General features: G+C 64.9%; 17 protein-coding genes and 1 riboswitch. Of the genes, 3 read left to right on the plus strand and 14 right to left on the minus strand.

The window, feature by feature from the left end; all coding sequences use genetic code 11:
• Nucleotides 1-9: 9 nt before the first annotated feature.
• From rplS to QN084_RS01440, 8 genes are all read right to left on the minus strand, one after another.
• On the minus strand, nucleotides 10-363 hold the full coding sequence (gene rplS, locus QN084_RS01405) for a 50S ribosomal protein L19 (RefSeq protein WP_014922079.1): 354 nt from the start codon (nucleotides 361-363) through the stop codon (nucleotides 10-12).
• A gap of 250 nt (nucleotides 364-613) precedes the next feature.
• On the minus strand, nucleotides 614-1417 hold the full coding sequence (gene trmD, locus QN084_RS01410) for a tRNA (guanosine(37)-N1)-methyltransferase TrmD (protein ID WP_069694964.1): 804 nt from the start codon (nucleotides 1415-1417) through the stop codon (nucleotides 614-616).
• Nucleotides 1414-1953: a ribosome maturation factor RimM gene (gene rimM, locus QN084_RS01415; RefSeq protein WP_021470798.1), complete on the minus strand. Its 540-nt coding sequence runs from the start codon at nucleotides 1951-1953 to the stop codon at nucleotides 1414-1416. The genes trmD and rimM overlap by 4 nt, the downstream gene beginning before the upstream one ends.
• Nucleotides 1954-2080: 127 nt before the next feature.
• Nucleotides 2081-2323 (minus strand): RNA-binding protein, encoded by a 243-nt coding sequence (locus QN084_RS01420; RefSeq protein WP_021470799.1) that lies wholly within the window; start codon nucleotides 2321-2323, stop codon nucleotides 2081-2083.
• Nucleotide 2324: 1 nt separating this feature from the next.
• On the minus strand, nucleotides 2325-2735 hold the full coding sequence (rpsP, locus tag QN084_RS01425) for a 30S ribosomal protein S16 (protein ID WP_031216024.1): 411 nt from the start codon (nucleotides 2733-2735) through the stop codon (nucleotides 2325-2327).
• 190 nt (nucleotides 2736-2925) lie between these two features.
• Nucleotides 2926-3366, minus strand: a complete 441-nt coding sequence (locus QN084_RS01430) for a hypothetical protein (RefSeq protein ID WP_069694965.1) — start codon at nucleotides 3364-3366, stop codon at nucleotides 2926-2928.
• Nucleotides 3367-3486: 120 nt separating this feature from the next.
• Nucleotides 3487-4359, minus strand: a complete 873-nt coding sequence (locus QN084_RS01435) for a VOC family protein (RefSeq protein WP_021470802.1) — start codon at nucleotides 4357-4359, stop codon at nucleotides 3487-3489.
• Between the two features lie 77 nt (nucleotides 4360-4436).
• Entirely contained in the window at nucleotides 4437-5519 is a 1083-nt protein-coding gene (locus QN084_RS01440; RefSeq protein WP_069694966.1) for an amidohydrolase family protein, read from the minus strand.
• Between the two features lie 84 nt (nucleotides 5520-5603).
• Nucleotides 5604-5712: riboswitch (TPP riboswitch) on the plus strand.
• On the opposite strand from QN084_RS01440, the gene thiC reads away from it, so the two are divergent.
• Complete coding sequence (thiC, locus tag QN084_RS01445; RefSeq protein WP_083261876.1) at nucleotides 5707-7539, plus strand: phosphomethylpyrimidine synthase ThiC; 1833 nt, start codon at nucleotides 5707-5709, stop codon at nucleotides 7537-7539. It overlaps the preceding riboswitch by 6 nt.
• On the opposite strand, the gene QN084_RS01450 is transcribed toward thiC, so the two are convergent.
• Together QN084_RS01450 and ffh are read right to left on the minus strand one after the other, a co-directional pair.
• Nucleotides 7526-8248 carry an alpha/beta fold hydrolase gene (locus QN084_RS01450; protein ID WP_069694967.1) on the minus strand — a complete coding sequence of 241 codons (723 nt, stop codon included), beginning with the start codon at nucleotides 8246-8248 and terminating at the stop codon, nucleotides 7526-7528. The genes thiC and QN084_RS01450 overlap by 14 nt on opposite strands.
• A gap of 88 nt (nucleotides 8249-8336) precedes the next feature.
• The gene (gene ffh / locus QN084_RS01455; protein WP_021470806.1) at nucleotides 8337-9914 is read right to left on the minus strand and encodes a signal recognition particle protein; all 1578 of its coding nucleotides are present in this window, start codon (nucleotides 9912-9914) and stop codon (nucleotides 8337-8339) included.
• 168 nt (nucleotides 9915-10082) lie between these two features.
• On the opposite strand from ffh, the gene QN084_RS01460 reads away from it, so the two are divergent.
• A complete protein-coding gene (locus tag QN084_RS01460; protein WP_069694968.1) occupies nucleotides 10083-11537 on the plus strand; it encodes a glucose-6-phosphate dehydrogenase in 1455 nt (484 codons plus the stop codon).
• 124 nt (nucleotides 11538-11661) lie between these two features.
• Here the strand turns inward: QN084_RS01460 and QN084_RS01465 are convergent, their stop codons facing one another.
• The gene (locus QN084_RS01465) at nucleotides 11662-12000 is read right to left on the minus strand and encodes a P-II family nitrogen regulator (protein WP_017199639.1); all 339 of its coding nucleotides are present in this window, start codon (nucleotides 11998-12000) and stop codon (nucleotides 11662-11664) included.
• Complete coding sequence (locus tag QN084_RS01470; RefSeq protein WP_021470808.1) at nucleotides 11997-13334, minus strand: ammonium transporter; 1338 nt, start codon at nucleotides 13332-13334, stop codon at nucleotides 11997-11999. Before QN084_RS01470 ends, QN084_RS01465 begins: the two co-directional genes overlap by 4 nt.
• A gap of 246 nt (nucleotides 13335-13580) precedes the next feature.
• Between QN084_RS01470 and QN084_RS01475 the strand changes: the two genes are divergently transcribed.
• Nucleotides 13581-14801, plus strand: coding sequence for an MFS transporter (locus QN084_RS01475; protein ID WP_069694969.1), 1221 nt, complete (start codon nucleotides 13581-13583; stop codon nucleotides 14799-14801).
• A 60-nt stretch (nucleotides 14802-14861) separates the two neighbouring features.
• Here the strand turns inward: QN084_RS01475 and ftsY are convergent, their stop codons facing one another.
• Together ftsY and smc are read right to left on the minus strand one after the other, a co-directional pair.
• Entirely contained in the window at nucleotides 14862-16061 is a 1200-nt protein-coding gene (gene ftsY, locus QN084_RS01480) for a signal recognition particle-docking protein FtsY (protein WP_021470810.1), read from the minus strand.
• Between the two features lie 20 nt (nucleotides 16062-16081).
• Nucleotides 16082-19669, minus strand: coding sequence for a chromosome segregation protein SMC (gene smc / locus QN084_RS01485; protein ID WP_170828545.1), 3588 nt, complete (start codon nucleotides 19667-19669; stop codon nucleotides 16082-16084).
• Nucleotides 19670-19816: the final 147 nt, after the last annotated feature.

Genomic DNA, 19816 nt, shown 5'->3' on the forward strand with positions numbered 1-19816 from the left:
TTGGTGGACTTACTTGGCGAAGTCGCGCTTTTCCTTGATCTTCGCAGCCTTACCGCGCAGTGCGCGCATGTAGTAAAGCTTGGCGCGGCGGACGTCACCCTTGGTGACGACCTCGATCTTGTCGATGATCGGGGAGTGTACCGGGAAGGTACGCTCTACGCCGACACCGAAGGAAACCTTGCGTACGGTGAAGGTTTCGCGAACGCCGTCACCCTGGCGACCCAGGACGAAGCCCTGGAATACCTGGACGCGGGAGTTCTTGCCTTCGATGATGTTGACGTGAACCTTGAGGGTGTCGCCCGCGCGGAACTCCGGAACATCGTTACGCAGCGAGGCTGCATCTACGCTATCGAGGATATGCATTAATCCACTCCTGGTGAACGCCACAGGTCATTCACTTTGGGTCACGGCGGACAAGCCCGGGGCAGTGAGGCCCACGGAAATTTCCGCCGAAGATTCTTTGTGAACGGTGCCGCCGCTGATTGGCGCCACCGTTTGTCCGGCTGTTGGCTGAACTCCCCCTGTGGCAGGTGGCAGCCCAGTAGACACAAGGGTTAATTCTGCCATAAGCGGCACCAACGAGCCAATCAGGCCGGTCAGCGCCCGACGGCGGTCAGGACCTTTCGTCCGGGACGGCACCAGGGCGGGGGCTCAGGCGCCCGTCAACGACGTCGTAGCCCAGGTCAGCCAGTGCGGTTCGGTCTGCGCGGCTCAATCCGGAGGCGTCAAAACCGGCAAGGAGGTCCGGCCGGCGTTCCGCTGTGCGGCGGAACTGCTGGTGCTTGCGCCACTGCGCGATCTTTCCGTGGTTGCCGCTGAGGAGGACGTCCGGCACGTCATGCTCCCGCCAGGATGAAGGCTTGGTGTAGACCGGGTACTCCAGCAGCCCATCGGAGTGGGACTCCTCAACCAGGGACTCCGGGTTGCCCACGACACCGGGCAACAAGCGGCCGATTGCTTCCACCATCGCAAGCACCGCCACTTCGCCACCGTTCAGGACGTAGTCCCCCAGGCTGACCGGGCGTACCGTGAAATGCTCATGCGCCCAGTCGATAACCCGTTCATCAATGCCTTCGTAGCGGCCGCACGCGAAAACGAGGCGCTCCTCCTCGGCGAGCTCGTAGGCGAGTGCCTGGTTGAAACGCTCTCCGGCCGGGGATGGCACAATCAGGACCGGCTTCTTCTGCGCGTCCGGGGCCACGGACTCCAGCGCCCGGGCCCACGGCTCGGGCTTCATGACCATGCCTGCACCGCCGCCGTAAGGGGTGTCGTCCACTGTCCGGTGCTTGTCGGAGGTGAAAGTCCGGAGGTCGTGGACATTCAGTTCCAGGATCCCGTCCTGGCGGGCCTTGCCGATGAGCGAGAGTTCCAGGGGCGCGAGGTACTCCGGGAAGATACTGACGACGTCGATCCTCATTCAGCGGACCCCTCGGCGGGTTCGGCGTCGTCGTTGATCTCGAAGAGCCCTGCGGGCGGAGTGATGAGGATGTAGCCCGCCTCAATGTTGACTTCGGGGACGATCTCATCCACGAACGGAATGAGGATTTCCTTGCCGTCTCCGGTTTCGACCACGAGCAGGTCCTGCGCCGGCATCGTATTGAGCGCCGCGACCTTCCCCACTACCTGGGAGCCGACCCTGGCCTGGAGGCCCAGCAGTTCGTGCTCATACCAGCCTTCGTCGTCGTCCTCATCAAGGTCTTCGGTTTCGATGAAGAGCTTGGCTCCGCGGATCAGTTCCGCTGCGTTGCGGTCTGCCACTTCCTCGAAACCGAGCAAGAGGATGTCCTTGTTCCAGCGGGCGCTGCGGACGGTCAACGGTCCGGAGGAGGCCGGCTCCACTACGAACTCTGTTCCCGCGACGAACCGCTCAGCGGGAGCGTCGGTCAGTACCTGGACCGTGACCTCGCCGCGGATGCCGTGGGGTTTGCCGATCCGGGCCACCTGGAGCTGCATGGGTTCCTCTGAATTCTGGTTTCATCCGCGGGCCGTGGCCGCGGGGGTGTTTGGTTGATAAAGCAATCCGGCCCCTCCACCATATTCGGTGGAGGGGCCGGACCAAAGGCAAATAATGCTGAGCGCGTTACCGGCGGCGGTCGGTGTCGACGACGTCAACCCTGACCTGATCGCCACCGGCCAAAGCCGCAACCACCGTGCGCAGTGCGCGTGCGGTGCGTCCTTGGCGACCGATTACCCGGCCGAGATCGTCCTGGTGAACACGCACCTCGAGGGATTCCCCGCGGCGGTTGTTCTTGGCACTGACCTTGACATCGTCCGGACTGTCAACAATCCCACGGACCAGGTGTTCGAGCGCTTCTGCCAGCAACTTACTCAGCCTCGGTGGTCTCTGCTTCAGCCTCGACGGCTTCTTCCTTCTTGGCCTTCTTGGTGATGGCTTCCGGAATGATGACGGAACCCTTCTCCGGAGCCACGAAAGCTTCCTTCGGAGCCTTGGTCTTCAGGGTGCCTTCCTGGCCAGGCAGGCCCTTGAACTTCTGCCAGTCACCGGTGATCTTGAGGATCGCGGCAACCTGCTCGGTCGGCTGGGCGCCAACGGACAGCCAGTACTGGGCACGCTCGGAAGCGACCTCGATGTACGACGGCTCTTCGGTGGGGTGGTACTTGCCGATTTCTTCGATGGCACGGCCGTCGCGCTTGGCGCGGGCATCCATGACGACAATGCGGTAGTACGGTGCGCGCATCTTACCGAAGCGCTTAAGGCGAATCTTTACGGCCACTTTTGTGGTCACTCCTGTTTCTGAAACGAGGGTGAACCCGACGTTCTGCACCCGTGGGGCGGGCCATACTAGGGGGTTCGAAGGACAAGATACGAGCACGGAGAGAGGGGCCGCACCGATCGAGTACCTGTCTATTGTGCCAGATGACAGGAGTATTTACGACTTCGCCCCGCGCACTTGCCTGCGAGGTTCAGGAAATTGACCACACATACAGGCCGGCGCGGTCGATTTTTTCGACATCGCTGGCAAGTGCAGCCAACTGCTGGACGTACCCGCGGGATTCCGCAGCGCCGAACGGCATGTCCTCCTGGGAAGTCCAGGCCTCTGCGACGTCGTCCAGCACGTTGCCGTCGCCTTCGCTCTGGTAGGTCAGCAGCTCGGCGAGGGCCCGCACCATTGCTTCCGGAACACCCAGCAGCGAATCGCTGGTGACGTCCACCAGGGCGAGTTCATAATCAGCGCCGGAGGCGTGCACTGCCTGCCCTGCAAGATCACCGAGCTGCTCCACCTCAAAATCGGTGATGCCTTCGATGCGCACAGCAGAACCGGCCACATCGGCGCCGCGTTCGAGTGCAGCTGCCCGCTTGAGGGCTTCATCGTGGGTGGCTACAAAGATTTCGGCAAAGCCCATGGAACGTACTCATTTCCTTCGTGCTGACATGCCCCGCCCAACCGCGGGAGGCTGCGCAGGACATGGAACCGGCACCGCCATCGCCTAGCCTAATGCAGCCACGCGCCGGCGGATGCCGCCTCAGCGGACGGCAACCCGCAGCTGGTTGCGCCACGGATCCTCGAAGCGGAGCTCAAGGCCGGTGTGGTGGCTTTGCAGGCCGGCCACGCGGAGACGGTCGGCGAGCGCTGCGACGTCATCATTCGACGGGACTTCGATGAGCACTTCACCCAGGCCCAGAGTGTCCTTGCGCGGGCCCGCTCCCCTGCTGTTCCAGACGTTCATGGCCATGTGATGGTGGTAGCCGCCCGCCGAGACGAACAGCGCCTGGCCATGCCACCCCGCGGTCTTTTCAAAGCCAAGGGTGTCAACGTAGAACTTCTGCGCTGTGGAAACATCGCCCACCTGGAGGTGGACGTGCCCGATCCCGGCCGCGGCCCCCTGCTGCCCCACGATGGCGGCCTCGCTCAGGTGTTGCTGGAGGTACGCCTGCGGAGGCAGCGCCACGTTGTCCATGACCACGTTCTTGCCGTCCCATTGCCAGACGTTCCTCGGCTTGTCGTAGTACAACTCGATGCCGTTGCCTTCGGGGTCGGTGAAGTAGAAGGCTTCGCTCACCAAGTGGTCAGCGCTGCCAACGAACGCGCGGGGTTCGTACTGCGCGGCCGTGGCAATGGTGGCGGCGAGGGACGCTTGGTCCTCGAACAGGACTGCGGTGTGGAACAGCCCCGCTTCCCCGCGCCCGGGCAGCTGCAAGCCCGCTGCGGGAGCCAGATGGACCACCGGCTTCCCCAGGCGGCCCAGGTACAGGCCGCCGTCCTGCTCCGCTATGACCTGCAGGCCGAGGGCGCGCTGGTAATAGTCGCTCATCACCTTCATGTCGCCGACCCTGAGCATGACAGTGCCCATGGTGAGTTCGGCTGGCAGGAGGTCCTGGCTGGATGGCGTGGTCATGTGATGCTCCCGGTAGTTCGGCGGCCGCCTTTCGGCACGTTCTACCTTACTAAATTACTTGAAGCTTCAATTTATTCCTAACGAACGATGGTGCCCCGCAGAACCACGTGGCTAAGTTCACGCACGGTAGCCAGGGCGCGGCGGGGATCCTCCCTGCAAATCACGACGTCGGCACTCGCCCCTTCGCTGACGCCCTCGGCTCCCAGCCACCTCCGGGCGCCCCACGCAGCAGCCTCGAGGACCGCTGAAGGCGGCAGGCCGGCGTCGTGCAGTTCCTGCATCTCGTCGGCTATGCGGCCATGCTTGATAACGCTCCCGGCATCAGTGCCGGCATAGATGGAAACACCGGCTTCATAGGCCTCGAGGACCCGTTCGCGCCGGCGCTCCCACAATGCGGTCATGTGCTGCGCGTAGTCGGGGAACTTGGGCCCGGCCTGGGCCGCGATATCGGGGAACGTGGCAATGTTGACCAGGGTGGGAACGATCGGGACACCCTGTTCCACAAGCCGCGGGATGTGCCGCGGCAGGAGCCCGGTGGCATGTTCGATGCAGTCGATGCCGGCATCGAGCATGTCATCCAAGGTTTCTTCCGCGAAGCAATGCGCGGTTACCCGTGCGCCCTCGTCGTGGGCTGCAGCGATGGCGTCCTTGACCACCGCCGCCGGAAAAGAAGGCGCCAGGTCTCCCACGCCGCGGTCGATCCAGTCGCCAACCAGCTTGACCCAACCGTCGCCGTCGCGCGCTTCCTTTCGAACGGTCTCCACCAGCTGCTCCGGCTCCACCTCGTGTCCGAGGCCGCGCAGGTAGCGCCGGCTCCTCGCAATGTGCCGTCCCGCCCGGATCAGCCTTGGCAGGTCCGTACGCTGCTGGACCCACCTCGTATTGGCCGGGGAGCCGGCATCACGGACCAGCAGCGTCCCGGCGGACAAATCGGTACGGGCCTGCTCCAGGGTGGTGGCCTCATCCACTGCCCCGCCGGCTCCCAGGCCAATGTGGCAGTGGGCATCAACGAATCCGGGCAGGACCCAGCCCTCCAGCACGGTATCCGGGGCAGCTTCCGGACGGCTGAAGGTCAGGCGGCCGTCCACGGACCACAGGCCCCGGCGTTCCTCATGCGCGGAAACCAGCACCGGACCGCTGAATTCAATGATGTTCGGCATGGCAGAAGCTTAGTGCCGGCGGCCACAGTCCGGATCCGGACCGCATATGACTGGGAGCACCCGCCGCAGCTGTGGTAGCTTCGTCCCTGACCACACGGGAGCCCCTGCAGGGGCTGAGAAAAGGACTGAAGCAGTCTGCGACCGTTGAACCTGTCCGGGTAATGCCGGCGAAGGAAGTGAGTAATCCTTGAGCACCACAGAAACACAGCACAGCCCTACCCAAAACCTGACAGCTCCCGGCGGGGACGCCGTCACGCAGTCGCTGAAATCCCACTCGCTTGCCTGGGTGGAGGACCCTGGCCACGGCATCCGCGTCCCGGTGACCGAGATTGCCTTGGAGCCCTCCCCCAACGGGAAGGCCAACGATCCGCTGAGGGTGTACCGCACGGCAGGGCCGGGCAGCGATCCCGTCGTCGGGCTTGAACCCTTCAGGGCGGCATGGATCCAGGCGCGCGGCGATACGGAAAGCTACACGGGACGGGAACGCAACCTGCTCGACGACGGCAAGTCAGCCGTGCGCCGCGGTGCGGCTTCAGCGGAATGGAAGGGCGCACAACCCGTGCCTCGCCGCGCCGTCGATGGCAAAAGGGTCACCCAGATGCACTACGCCCGGCAGGGCATAGTGACCCCGGAGATGCGCTTCGTGGCCTTGCGGGAGAACTGCGACGTTGAACTGGTCCGCAGCGAGGTGGCCGCCGGCCGCGCCATCATCCCCAGCAACATCAACCACCCCGAGTCCGAGCCCATGATCATCGGCAAGGCATTCCTGGTGAAGATCAACGCCAACATCGGCAACTCAGCCGTGACGAGCTCAATCGCCGAAGAAGTGGACAAGCTGCAGTGGGCCACCCAGTGGGGAGCGGACACTGTCATGGACCTCTCCACAGGCGATGACATCCACACCACCCGTGAATGGATCATCCGGAACTCCCCCGTTCCCATTGGCACCGTCCCCATCTACCAGGCCCTGGAGAAGGTCAACGGCGAGGCGAACAAGCTCACGTGGGTAATATTCCGGGACACCGTGATCGAACAATGCGAACAGGGTGTGGACTATATGACCATCCACGCCGGCGTCCTGCTCCGGTACGTGCCGCTGACGGCCAACCGGGTGACCGGAATTGTTTCCCGAGGCGGCTCCATCATGGCCGGCTGGTGCCTTGCCCACCACCAGGAAAACTTCCTCTACACGCATTTCGACGAACTGTGCGAAATCTTCGCCAAGTACGACGTTGCCTTCTCGCTCGGCGATGGACTGCGGCCCGGCGCCACCGCAGACGCCAATGATGCCGCACAGTTCGCGGAACTGGATACCTTGGCGGAGCTGACGGAGCGGGCCTGGAAGTACGACGTCCAGGTCATGGTCGAAGGCCCGGGCCACATTCCGTTCCACTTGGTGCGTGAAAACGTGGAACGGCAACAGCGGTTGTGCAAGGGCGCCCCGTTCTACACCCTGGGCCCGTTGGTCACTGACGTCGCGCCGGGCTACGACCACATCACCTCGGCCATCGGTGCCACGGAAATCGCCCGGTACGGCACGGCGATGCTTTGCTACGTGACCCCCAAGGAGCATCTGGGGCTGCCTAACAAGGACGACGTCAAAACCGGAGTCATCACCTACAAGATTGCAGCCCACGCCGCAGACCTGGCCAAGGGCCACCCCGGCGCGCACGAACGCGACGACGCGCTGTCCAAGGCGCGGTTCGAGTTCAGGTGGAGGGACCAGTTCGCACTCTCACTGGACCCGGTGACCGCGGAGTCCTTCCACGATGAGACGCTTCCCGCTGAACCCGCCAAGACCGCGCACTTCTGTTCCATGTGCGGGCCGAAATTCTGCTCCATGCGCATCAGCCAGGACATCCGGGATGAATACGGTTCCGCCGAGGCCCAGGCGGCCATAGCGGAGATGTACAGCGGCATGCGCGAAAAGAGCGAGGAGTTCCTGGCGACCGGAGGCAAGGTCTACCTGCCCGAACTCCAGCTGCCGGCCCGCGGTGACCAGCGGCTCACGACGCCCTGACCGACAAACCCCGTCCGACGTCGGCAATGAAGGACCGGATGAACCGGTCGCCGTCGGCGGAGTCCTGGGGACGGTGCCCTCCTGCAGCTACGCGGTGGAGGGCACCGGTATCCCTCAAATACCCGGCAATTTCCTCGTACAACGGCTCCCAGCCACCGGTCAGCACCAGCGTGGGAACACCGGGCACAATGTGCAGGGGCGCTTCCCACGGCGGGGCCTGCAACCTCAAACGCCGGGCTGAGCGCCGCGCTTCCGGTGTCTGCAGGCCGCCCGCCTCCGCAGCGTAGGCCCGCCGGAAATACTCACGCTCATAGTCGGCGTCGCCGAGTTGGCTACGGACATCGAACAAGGGCTGCATCAGGGCGCGGTGCGACGCCGTAGCGGGAAGTTCGGCCGTCAAGGACAAGCACGCCGGTTCCACCAAGGACAACGAAAACACCAGGTCCGGGCGCTCCACCGCGGCGAGCATGGCGGAAATGGCACCCTGTTCGTGGGCAACCACGTGTCCCCCGCCCGAGTCGGCCAGCGCGTCAACAAGGATGGCCACATCCGCGGAAATGTCCGACTCAAGGGGCTCGGCCACGGGATCGAAACCGTGCCGCCTCAGGAAAAGGCAGTCATACCGCAGGGCAAGGCCATGCTGTTTTGGCCAGGCCGCAGCGCCGAAACTGCCCAGGCCGTGGACAAAAACTACGCGCTGTTTGTGCATTGGACCAGCCTATGCGAGGGCTGCGACATCACGGGAGGACGACGGGGCATGCCGGGCTGACCGGAGGCCGGTCAGCCTTGCCTGCGCTTTATTTACCCAGGAACTTGTCGAAGCCCTTGGGCAGGTTCAACGAGGACGGATCGAAGTCAGCGGCGCCCTGGCCGAACGCTGCACCCTTGGGAGCAGCCGCGGCAGCTGCGCGCTTGGCCTCTGCCTCGCGCAACTCCTGCGCAGCCTTGGCGGGGTTGCCCGAACGCGCCTTCTTCTTGGGGGCGTTCTTGCCTCCCTTGCGGCCGCCGCCGGGTCCACCCAGGCCGGGCATTCCCGGCATACCGGGCATGCCGCCGCCCTGCGCCATCTTCTTCATCATCTTCTGAGCCTGGGCGAACCGCTCCAGCAGGCCGTTGACCTCGGAGACGTGGACGCCGGAGCCCTTGGCGATACGGGCACGGCGGGAACCGTTGATGATCTTGGGAGCCACGCGCTCGTGCGGGGTCATGGACCGGACAATCGCCTCAACGCGGTCAATTTCCCGTTCGTCGAAGTTCTCCAGCTGCTGCCGGATGTTTTGCGCACCCGGCATCATCATGAGCATCTTCTTCATGGAGCCCATGTTGCGGATCTGCTGCATCTGGGCAAGGAAGTCGTCCAGCGTGAAGTCTTCCTGGTCGGCGAACTTCTTCGCCATCCGGGCAGCTTCTTCCTTGTCCCAGGCCTTCTCAGCCTGTTCGATCAAGGTCAGGACATCGCCCATGTCCAGGATGCGCGAGGCCATGCGGTCCGGGTGGAACAACTCGAAATCGTCGAGCCCTTCACCCGTGGAAGCGAACATGACCGGTTTGCCCGTCACGGACGCTACTGACAGCGCGGCACCACCGCGGGCATCGCCGTCGAGCTTGGACAGGACGATGCCGGTGAAGTTGACGCCTTCGTCGAAGGCCATTGCCGTATTCACGGCGTCCTGGCCGATCATGGCGTCAATGACGAAAAGGACTTCGTTCGGGATGATCGCCTGGCGGATGCGCCGCGCCTGGTCCATCATTTCGGCGTCGACGCCGAGGCGGCCGGCGGTGTCAACGATCACGACGTCGTGAAGCTTCTGGCGGGCTTCCTCCACGCCCGCCTTGGCCACGGCCACCGGATCGCCTGCCGGGTGTTCAAGTTCAGAGGTGGCGCCCGGGTGCGGAGCAAACACCGGAACGCCTGCGCGCTGGCCCACCACCTGGAGCTGGGTGACGGCGTTGGGCCGCTGCAGGTCGCAGGCAACGAGCATGGGGCTGTGGCCTTGGGACTTAAGCCACTTGGACAGCTTGCCCGCGAGGGTCGTCTTACCCGCACCCTGGAGGCCGGCCAGCATGATGATGGTAGGGCCGGTCTTGGCCAACCTGATGCGCCGCGTTTCACCGCCGAGGATCTCCACGAGTTCCTCGTTGACGATCTTCACGATCTGCTGGCTCGGGTTCAGCGCCCCGGACACTTCAGCGCCGAGCGCACGCTCGCGGATCCGCGACGTGAACTCACGGACCACGGGAACCGCGACGTCGGCATCCAGCAGGGCGCGGCGTATCTCCCGGACTGTGGCGTCGACATCGGCCTCCGACAGGCGGCCCTTGCCACGGAGGTTCTTGAAGGTTGCTGTCAACCGGTCAGAGAGTGAATTGAACACGCGCCGTGCACTTCTTTCGATGGTCTGCGAATGGCGGCCTTGCGGCTCACCGGAGTCTTTGACGTTCCTGCCCCAACAATGTGTCTCAACCCTAATAAATCAGCGTCAACTAGGGGACTCGACTATCTAGGGTACCAAGTCGCGTCCCCAAGATGGCATGCTGGCACAGTGACCAGCAAAACAACTGTGAAAACGTTGCTCATTCTCGGCGCTTCAGGCGACCTCACCGGCCGTCTGCTCCTTCCGGGACTTGCCGGCCTCCTTGCCACAGGCAGGGTTGGCGGGCTTCGACTGGTCGGGGCCGGGTCCGATCCCTGGACCGCTCGGCAGTGGAAGGAACGCGTGGACACATCCTTCGCTGCAGCAGCCGGCGCCGCGGAAAGCGCAGGCCGGTCAGTACTGGACTCGGTGGCCGCATCCACGGAATACCATCAGGTCGACGTCACGGCGGACGGCAGGCTCGCCGACTTGCTGGCGCACCTGGAAGGGCCGGTTGCCATCTACTTCGCCCTTCCCCCGGAAGTCAGCCAGAAAGCCTGTGCCCTCCTGCGCCGTGACCAGCTTCCGCCTGGAACCCGGCTGGTATTGGAGAAGCCTTTCGGCGCGGGGCTGGAATCGGCCCGGGAACTGAACAAGGTACTTGCCGCGCTGGTCCCGGAAGACCACATCCACCGGGTGGACCACTTCCTCGGCAAGGCCACGGTGCTGAACATCCTCGGACTGCGTTTCGCCAACCGCTTCCTGGAACCGGTGTGGGACCGCGACCACATCGAAAAAGTCGAGATCATCTTCGACGAAGACCTGGCTTTGGAAGGCCGTGCCCGCTATTACGACCATGCCGGCGCCCTCAAGGACATGATCCAAAGCCACCTGCTCCACATCATGGCTTTCCTGGCCATCGACGCCCCCGCCTCCATCGACGAACGCGATCTCCGTGACGCCGTGGCCGCGGTCCTGCGTGCCAGCAGCATCAAGGCCCCGTTCCAGGATTCGACCCGCCGGGCCCGCTATACAGCCGGGAAGCTCGGCGAGCGCACCATTCCCGACTACGCGGCCGAGCCGGGCGTAGACCCCGCCAGGAACACCGAAACCCTTGCCCAGGTCACGGTGGAGATCGACAACTGGCGCTGGAAGGGCGTCCCGTTCATCCTGCGCTCCGGCAAGGCGATGGGCCACAAACGGAAGGAAGCCGTGGTGACTTTCCGTCCCGTGCCGCATTTGCCGGTCGGGTTCTCCGGCGTCGACTCCCCCAACCACCTCCGGATCGGTTTCGGTCCCGACGTCCTGCAGCTCGACGTCGACGTCAACGGCCCTGGCGACGTGTTCACCCTGGACCGGGCGAGCTTGATCACCGAGCTCAACGCTGCCGGCATGCTGCCTTACGGCGAAGTCCTGGAGGGCATCCTTACCGGCGATCCGCTCCTCTCCGTCCGCGGCGACACTGCGGAGGACTGCTGGCGGATCATGGAACCCGTGCTCGGTGCCTGGGCGCAGGATGCGGTCCCGTTGGAGGAGTACGACGCCGGCAGCCAGGGGCCGGCAGCGTGGGGCACCAGCGGCGGGCGCAGCGACAGCGGGCACACCGGCAGTAACAGTCCTGCGGCGGCAAGTCACAGGGGCTGACTGTCCCACGGTGGCTGACTGTTTCGGGACGGCTGACTGTTAACGGCCAAGCGGGCCGGGTACCTTTTCGGTACCCGGCCCGCTGTTCGTTTCCCGGATCAACAGCCGGGGTCCGGCCGTCCGCCTAAATGGCCGCCGCGCCGCGCTCCCCGGTCCTGACACGGACCGCTTCGTAGACGTCCACGGTCCAGACTTTCCCGTCACCGGCCCGGCCGGTGTTGGAGCTTGCAATGAGGACATCCAGGATGTCGTCCGCTTGTTCGTCGGTGGCAAGAACCTCGATGCGGATCTTGGGCAGCAGGTCCACGTTGTATTCAGCACCGCGGTACACCTCCGTGTAGCCCCGCTGCCGGCCATAGCCGCTGGCCGCGCTGACCGTCAACCCCTGGACGCCGTACGCTTCCAGGCCTTCCCGGACTGCTTCAAGCTTCTCCGGACGGACGATCGCTGTAATGAGTTTCATGCCTGGACACTCTCCTTGCCTTCGGCTGCGGTGGCCTTGGATTCCACTGCGGCGTCGTTCTTGCCGGTCATCACGTCGTGCAGCGGCTGGAAGCTTCCACCGTGGCCGCCTACACCGAACTCGTAGGCCGTCTCGGCGTGGAGGCTGAGGTCAACGCCGACGTTCTCCTGCTCAGTGGAGACCCGGAAGCCCATGGTCTTGTGGATGGCCAGGGCGATGATCGCCGTCATGATGGCAGAGAAGGCGATGGCGATGCCGGCCGCTGCGAGCTGCGCCCACATCTGGGCCATGCCGCCACCGTAGAAGAGGCCGCCGCCAACGCCGTCCACCGGCTTTGCGATGAAGCCCAGTGCTACGGTTCCGATGATGCCGGAGACCAGGTGTACTCCCACCACGTCCAGGGAGTCGTCGAAGCCCCAGCGGAACTTCAGGCCTACGGCGAGGGCGGACGCGATACCGGCGACCAGGCCCAGGCCCAGGGCGCCGATGGGATCGACGTTGGCGCAAGCCGGGGTGATGGCAACGAGGCCTGCCACGACGCCGGACGCAGCGCCGAGGGACGTCGGGTGGCCGTCGCGGATGCGTTCGGTGATGAGCCAGCCGATCATTGCTGCGGCCGGAGCTGCGAGGGTGTTGACCCAGATGAGGCCGCCCTGCTCAGCGGTGGTTGCTGCGCCGCCGTTGAACCCGAACCAGCCGAACCACAGGATGGCTGCACCGAGCATCACGAAGGGAATGTTGTGCGGGCGGTGGTTGGGGTCCTTGCCGAAGCCGCGGCGGTTGCCGATGATCAGCACCAGGACGAGTGCGGCCACGCCGGCGTTGATGTGCACTACCGTTCCGCCGGCGAAGTCGATGGCCGGGCCGAGCGCCTTGCCGATGGCACCCTCGGGACCGAACAGGCCGCCGCCCCACACCATGTAGGCCAAGGGGCAGTAGACCAGCGTGACCCATACGGGAACGAAGAGGCTCCAGGCGCCGAACTTGGCACGGTCGGCGATCGCGCCGCTGATCAGGGCCACCGTGATGATGGCGAACGTGGCTGCGAAGCCTACCTTGATGTAACCGTCAGGAGTGGCGTCCACTCCAGCCAGTCCAAATGATGCAAACGGGTTCCCCACGATCTCCATGAAGCCCTCGCCGGAGCTCATGGATGCCCCCCACAGCACCCATACAACGCCCACGATGCCGATGGAGATGAAACTCATCATCATCATGTTCAGGGCGGCCTTGGCCCGTGTCATACCACCGTAGAAGAATGCCAATCCCGGTGTCATGAACAGCACAAGCGCTGCCGCCACCATGACCCATACGTGACCTGCGGTAAGTTCCATGGTGCACGTCCTCTCTTGCTAGTACTGCGGTTCGTCCGCTGTCCTGACGCCTTTTGCGTCCTGCAATAAAGTTTTGTGCCGCAGTGTTTCACCTGCGCGGGATTTAGATTGCGGGCCTGTTACATCAACCTCCCCAACGTAAATGATGCATAACCTCGTTGTTACGGATATGTTTCATGCGTCACACAGGCCCGGGACGAGTACCGCGCCAACGCAAAACCTTCGACCCTGACAGGACCACCCCGGATGCCACAGTCGCCCCGATCCACCCAGCCACCAAGGATCAGGCAGCAGAGGGAGCCGCTTCCCCGCGACGTGAAGGTCATGCTGGCCGCCGCCTTCCTCATCGCCCTGGGTTTCGGGCTGGTGGCCCCGGTACTGCCGCAATTTGCCACGACCTTCGACGTCGGCGCGACGGCCGCCGCAGTGATCGTCAGTATCTTCGCCTTCATGCGCCTTGTCTTCGCGCCGGCGGGCGGGCAGCTGATCGTCCGCTTCGGGGAGCGAAGCGTCTATGTGAGCGGGCTGCTGATTGTTGCCGCGTCGACTGCGGCGTGCGCTTTCGCGCAAAACTACTGGCAGTTGTTGATCTTCCGCGGCCTGGGCGGAGCGGGTTCGGTGATGTTCACCGTCGCCGCCATGGGCCTGCTGATCCGGCTGGCGCCGCCGGAGCGAAGGGGCCAGGTTTCGGGAGCCTACGCTTCGGCCTTCCTGATCGGCAGCGTCCTGGGGCCCGTGGTGGGCGGACTCCTGGCCGGTTTCGGCCTGCGCGTGCCGTTCCTGGTGTACGCCGCTGCCCTGCTGCTCGCCGCCGTCGTTGTGCGGACGATGCTGACCGGCACGAACCATCTGGGTGAGGAGGCACGGCACGCGCCTGCCATGACGCTGAAAGAGGCACTCGCCGATTCGGCCTACCGGGCGGCCGTCTTCTCAAGTTTCGGCAACGGCTGGGTCACCTTCGGTGTGCGCATGGCCACCATCCCCTTGTTTGCCACGGCCGTCCTGCAGTCACGTCCGGAAACGGCGGCGTGGGCGCTTGCTGTGTTCGCCATGGGTAACGCACTCGCTTTGACGTTCTCCGGCCGGCTTTCGGACTCCTGGGGACGGAAGCCGCTGCTTATCCCGGGATTGGTCATCACGGGAGCCGCTACGGGGCTCATCGGCGTGACCGGTGACCTGGTGTGGTTCCTCGTTGCCTCCGCCGTGGCGGGTTTCGGCTCCGGCTTGCTGGGCCCGGCGCAGCAGGCCGCCGTCGCCGATGTGATTGGCCGGGGCCGCTCCGGTGGCCGCGTCCTGGCAGTGTTCCAGATGGCGGCCGATACCGGAGCCATCATCGGCCCGGTGGTTGCCGGGCTCCTGGCGGACCAGTTGGGCTACGCCTGGGCTTTTGGAATCACCGGCGGGGTGCTCCTGGTGACCGCGGCAGCGTGGCTTCCCGCCCGCGAACCCGCGGTTAAACAAAACTGACTGGCAACAGGGGTTGCTCTGAACGCTCAGAACAACCCCTATTGCCAGTCAGTTGAAGAACTAGTTCAGCAGTGCGTCCACGAAGCCCTCGGCGTCGAAAGGCGCGAGGTCGTCGGGCCCTTCGCCCAGGCCGATGAGCTTGACCGGCACGCCCAGCGTCTTCTGGATCGCGACCACGATGCCGCCCTTGGCGGTGCCATCGAGCTTGGTCAGGACGATGCCGGAGATGTTGACCACCTCGGCAAAGACCCGCGCCTGGTTCAGCCCGTTCTGGCCGGTGGTGGCATCCAGCACCAACAGGACCTCGTCCACTTCGGCCAGCTTTTCGATGACGCGCTTGACCTTGCCAAGCTCGTCCATCAGGCCGGTCTTGTTCTGCAGGCGGCCCGCGGTATCCACCATGACAACATCGACTTCCTGGTCGATGCCGGCCTTGACTGCCTCGTAGGCCACCGAAGCGGGGTCCGCGCCGTCGATGTCCGACTTCACCGTGGGCACGCCCACGCGCTGGCCCCACGTGGCGAGCTGTTCGGCCGCTGCCGCACGGAAGGTGTCCGCTGCTCCCAGCAGGACGTCCTTGTCTTCAGCCACCAGGACACGCGCCAGCTTGCCCACCGTGGTGGTCTTGCCGACGCCGTTGACACCTACCACCAGCACGACGGCGGGACGGTCACCTTGGCGGGCGACGTTCAAGGAACGGTCCATGGACGGGTCAACGAGCTTGATGAGTTCTTCCCGGAGCATGGCCTTGACATGCTCCGGATCGCGGGTTCCCAGGACCTTGACGCGCTCGCGCAGGGACTCCACGAGTTCCATGGTCGGTTCTGTTCCAAGGTCTGCCAGGAGAAGGGTCTCCTCCACCTCGTCCCACACGTTCTCGTCGATCTTGTCACCCGAAAGCAGGGCCAGCAGGCCCTTGCCCAGGATGTTGTTGGACTTGACCAGGCGTGCGCGAAGACGGGTAAGGCGGCCCTCCACGGGTGCCGGGGTCTCCACGGCAATGGTTTCCAGCCCGGCGGCATCGTCCGGGACCAAGGTCTCTTCGAGGGAGCCGTGACGGCCGGGCGCGGGGGCGGGCTCCGGCCGGTCCTCCACCAAGGTTCCGCCGCTTGCTGCCGGCGACTGGAGGGGGTCGTTGGCGTCGCGGGTCCCGGGGTATTTGGAGCCGGACTTACGGGCCTTGAGCAGGACCGGGACCAGTCCGCCAATCACCACGAGCGCAGCGACTATGGACAGGATTATGGGTAGGAAATCGTTCACTCCCCTACCTTCTCACACAGCTAGGCCCCGTCCCCGAGGCGTTGGCTGATAACCGTGGACACACCGTCCCCGCGCATTGTTACCCCGTACAAGGCATCGGCCACCTCCATGGTCCGTTTCTGGTGCGTAATGACGATCAGCTGGCTGGACTCACGCAATTCCTCGAAGATCGTGATGAGGCGGCCAAGGTTGGTGTCGTCCAACGCGGCTTCCACCTCGTCCATGACGTAGAAGGGCGAAGGCCGCGCCTTGAAAATCGCGACGAGCAACGCCACTGCGGTGAGCGACCGCTCGCCGCCTGACAAGAGGGAAAGCCTCTTGATCTTCTTGCCGGCAGGCCTCGCCTCGACCTCGATCCCTGTGGTCAGCATGTCGTCCGGATCGGTCAGCACCAAGCGGCCCTCGCCGCCCGGAAAGAGGCGAGCGAAGACGTGGTCGAACTGAGCGGAGGTGTCGGCGAAGGCCTCAGTGAACACCTGCTGGACGCGGTTGTCGACTTCCTTGATGATGTCCAGCAGGTCCTTCCGGCTGGCTTTGAGGTCTTCCAGCTGGGAGCTGAGGAACTGGTGCCGTTCCTCCAAGGCCGCGAATTCTTCCAAGGCCAAAGGGTTGACTTTGCCCAGCGAAGCGAGGTCCCGTTCAGCCTTCTTCAGCCTCTTCTCCTGCTCGGCACGGACAAACGGAACACCGTGGAGAAGGGGTTGCCCGTCCTCGTCAACGGGCGCCCTGAGCTCCGCCCACTTGTCCGTTTTTCCAGTACTTGCAGTTGCGGGCACCGGAACCGGCTGGTCCGGACCGTACTCCGCCACCAACTGCCCTGCGGACATCCCAAGTTCGTCGATTGACCTGGCTTCAAGCGCCTCAATACGCAGTCGCTGCTGCGCACGGGCCAGCTCGTCCTTGTGCACCGAATCGGTCAGCTCCGCCAATTCCTTGGCACGTTCCTCGTTGACGGAACGGACGTGGGCAAGTTCCTTGTCGAGTTTTTCGCGGATTTCCTCGGCCAGGTCCCGTTCGCCCGCAGCGAGCTCCACGGAGATGTCCAGGAACCGGAGCGTGTGCGTGGCTCCCGCCTGGACGGCTGCTGCCCGGGCTGCCTGGGCACGGCGCCTTTGCGCGCGGCGTGCGGCCTCCTCCCGGGCCCGGCGTTCGGTTGCTGCAGCCCTTTCCAGCGAGGCGGCCCGGTTGCCCACGGCGCCGAGCTGTTCCTCTGCGGTCCTGAGCGCCAGCCGTGCTTCCATTTCCTTGGCTCGTGCGGTGCGGGCCTGTTCGGCAAGTTCGTCCCGGAGATCGGTGGAGGGTTCATCGTCGGGGGCTTCCTGGGCTGCTTCCAGGCGCTCGGAGGCCACGTCCAGATCCATGGTGGCTTCGGCGATGTTCGCCTCGGCTTTGGCCAGCGTGGCCGCAAGCCTTTCACTTTCCCCTACGGCGCCACGCAGGACGGAGTTCAGGTGTCCCAACCGTTCGGCCACGGCCGCCAGCCGGGCATCGGATTCGTGCAGCTTCTCCAGCGCAGCGTCTGCCCGGTCCCGGGCTTCAGCCTGCCGCGCCTTCGCTGCCGCCAGGCGGAAACGGTTGCGCTCCAAACCGGCGGTAACGTCCTGGAGCCTGGCAACGGCGTCGTCGACGGCGGCCTGGACCTCGATCAACGACGGCACGGTCGCTGATCCGCCGTGCGCGGCCAATGATGTCAACACATCGCCTGACCTGGTGACCGCCCTCAGCCCGGGGCGCTCAGCGATCAGTTCCGCCGCTGCTGCCAGGTCCTCGACGACGACCGCCCCGGCCAGTAGGGCAAGCGCACTCTGGGCCGGCGCTTCAGTGGCTTTGACGACGTCATGTACCCACCGGCAGCCCTGCGGCAACGCGCCGTCGTTGGCGGTCTCCGGCCCGTCGCTGCTAGCCAGAAGCAGGACGGCACGTCCCGCGTCGTCCGCCCTGAGGGTGCTGAACGCAGCCAGGGCTGCTGCGGTATCGGCGGCGACCAAGGCATCGGATGCCTCACCCAAGGCTGCAGATACCGCTGTTTCGTAGCCGGGTTCGATGGCGAGCATCCCGGCCAAGGGCCCGAGGATGCCTGTAACGTCCCCACCGAGCAGCCTCTGCGAACCGTCCCTGCGGTTCAGGCCCAGCTGCAGTGCGTCGCGTCGGGCAACCAGCGCGTCGCGTTCCCGCAGGGCGCCGCGCTCGGCGGCCTTGAGTTCTTCGATCTCGGCGGTGACTGCATCGAGGACCTGGTTGGCTTCCTCGTAATCGGCGTCGAGGCTTTCCTCGCCGTCCTCGACTCCGGCAACCTGGGATTCGAGGGCGGTGAACTCGCTGTGTGCGGAACGGCGCCGCTCATCGGCAGCTGCGAGCGATTCCCGGATACGTCCGCGTTCGGCTTCGGCAGCATCCACCCGCGAACGGGCCGCGGCCACTTTCCCGGCGAGCCGGGCCAAGCCTTCCCGGCGGTCTGCCGCTGCCCGCAGCATGGCGGTCAAGCGCTTGTCCTCGGCGGCTGCGAGCGCCTCCGCGCTGTCCTTGGCCACGGTTGCTTCCAGGAGGGCCGCCTGTTTGGCGAGGACATCGTGTTCCACGGCTGCTTGCTCCTGACGCACCTTGGCCGCTTGGCGTTCAAGGTGTTCAGGGTCGCGGCCGGAGTCCGGCAAGGCTTCCGAGGCCCCCAGGAGACGCCGGCGCTCACCCGCCAGCGAGGCCAGGGAACGGAGCCGTTCCCGGTTTGCCGAGAGCTGGTACCAGCGATCGCGTGCGGCGTTGAGGCGCGGCGTTGCTTCAGCGGCGCGCTGTTCCAGCTCTGCCTGCCGCTGCCGCCCGTGCCCGAGTTCCGCTTCAACCACCTGACGGCGTTCCTTGAGGGCTGCTTCATCGGCCACGTCCTGCTCCAAGCTGCTGGTGAGCTGCATCAGGTCGTCGGCCAAAAGCCTTGCTTTGGCATCGCGGACGTCGAACTGGACCGTTTGGGCGCGGCGGGCGATTTCTGCCTGTTTGCCCAGGGGCGTCAGTTGGCGGCGGATCTCGGCGGTCAAGTCTCCCAGCCGCGAAAGGTTGGCCTGCATCGCCTCCAGCTTGCGGACTGTCTTTTCCTTGCGCCGCCGGTGCTTGAGGATACCGGCGGCTTCTTCGATGAAGCCCCGGCGGTCCTCCGGAGTCGCGTGCAGCACGCGGTCCAGTTGGCCCTGGCCGACGATGACGTGCATCTCGCGGCCAAGTCCCGAATCGGACAGCAACTCCTGGATATCCAGCAAGCGGCACGGCGCACCGTTGATGGCGTACTCGGAGCCGCCGGTGCGGAACAGGGTGCGCGAAATGGTGACTTCGCTGTATTCGATGGGAAGCGCGTTGTCGGTGTTGTCGATGGTGAGCGACACGTGTGCCCTGCCCAGGGGCGGCCTGCCGGACGTGCCGGCGAAGATGACGTCTTCCATTTTGCCGCCACGCAGGGTCTTGGCCCCTTGTTCGCCCATGACCCACGCCAGGGCGTCAACGACGTTGGACTTGCCGGAGCCGTTGGGCCCCACCACCGCAGTGACTCCCGGCTCGAAGTCGAACGTCGTGGCCGACGCAAACGACTTGAACCCGCGGACGGTCAAACTCTTCAAATGCAAGGTGGTTGGTTCTCCTGGATGGCCCCGGTGGCGGTATCCCACTAAATCTACTGCGGATTTGTTGAAAACCCGGGATCCATGGCGGGAAAGCCTTGCGGGCACCCGCCCGCATCCCTACACTCCTGCCTAGGGTTACCTGGCGCATGC

The organism is Paenarthrobacter sp. R1 (assembly GCF_030264015.1).
Classification (GTDB): Bacteria; Actinomycetota; Actinomycetes; order Actinomycetales; family Micrococcaceae; genus Arthrobacter; species Arthrobacter ureafaciens.

What these genes read in the sequence shown, in the direction of transcription:
- rplS (WP_014922079.1), bottom strand. Translation starts at nt 363, where the DNA reads ATGCATATCCTCGATAGCGTAGATGCAGCCTCGCTGCGTAACGATGTT.
- trmD (WP_069694964.1), bottom strand. Translation starts at nt 1,417, where the DNA reads ATGAGGATCGACGTCGTCAGTATCTTCCCGGAGTACCTCGCGCCCCTG.
- rimM (WP_021470798.1), bottom strand. Translation starts at nt 1,953, where the DNA reads ATGCAGCTCCAGGTGGCCCGGATCGGCAAACCCCACGGCATCCGCGGC.
- QN084_RS01430 (WP_069694965.1), bottom strand. Translation starts at nt 3,366, where the DNA reads ATGGGCTTTGCCGAAATCTTTGTAGCCACCCACGATGAAGCCCTCAAG.
- QN084_RS01435 (WP_021470802.1), bottom strand. Translation starts at nt 4,359, where the DNA reads ATGACCACGCCATCCAGCCAGGACCTCCTGCCAGCCGAACTCACCATG.
- QN084_RS01440 (WP_069694966.1), bottom strand. Translation starts at nt 5,519, where the DNA reads ATGCCGAACATCATTGAATTCAGCGGTCCGGTGCTGGTTTCCGCGCAT.
- QN084_RS01450 (WP_069694967.1), bottom strand. Translation starts at nt 8,248, where the DNA reads ATGCACAAACAGCGCGTAGTTTTTGTCCACGGCCTGGGCAGTTTCGGC.
- QN084_RS01465 (WP_017199639.1), bottom strand. Translation starts at nt 12,000, where the DNA reads ATGAAACTCATTACAGCGATCGTCCGTCCGGAGAAGCTTGAAGCAGTC.
- QN084_RS01470 (WP_021470808.1), bottom strand. Translation starts at nt 13,334, where the DNA reads ATGGAACTTACCGCAGGTCACGTATGGGTCATGGTGGCGGCAGCGCTT.
- QN084_RS01475 (WP_069694969.1), top strand. Translation starts at nt 13,581, where the DNA reads ATGCCACAGTCGCCCCGATCCACCCAGCCACCAAGGATCAGGCAGCAG.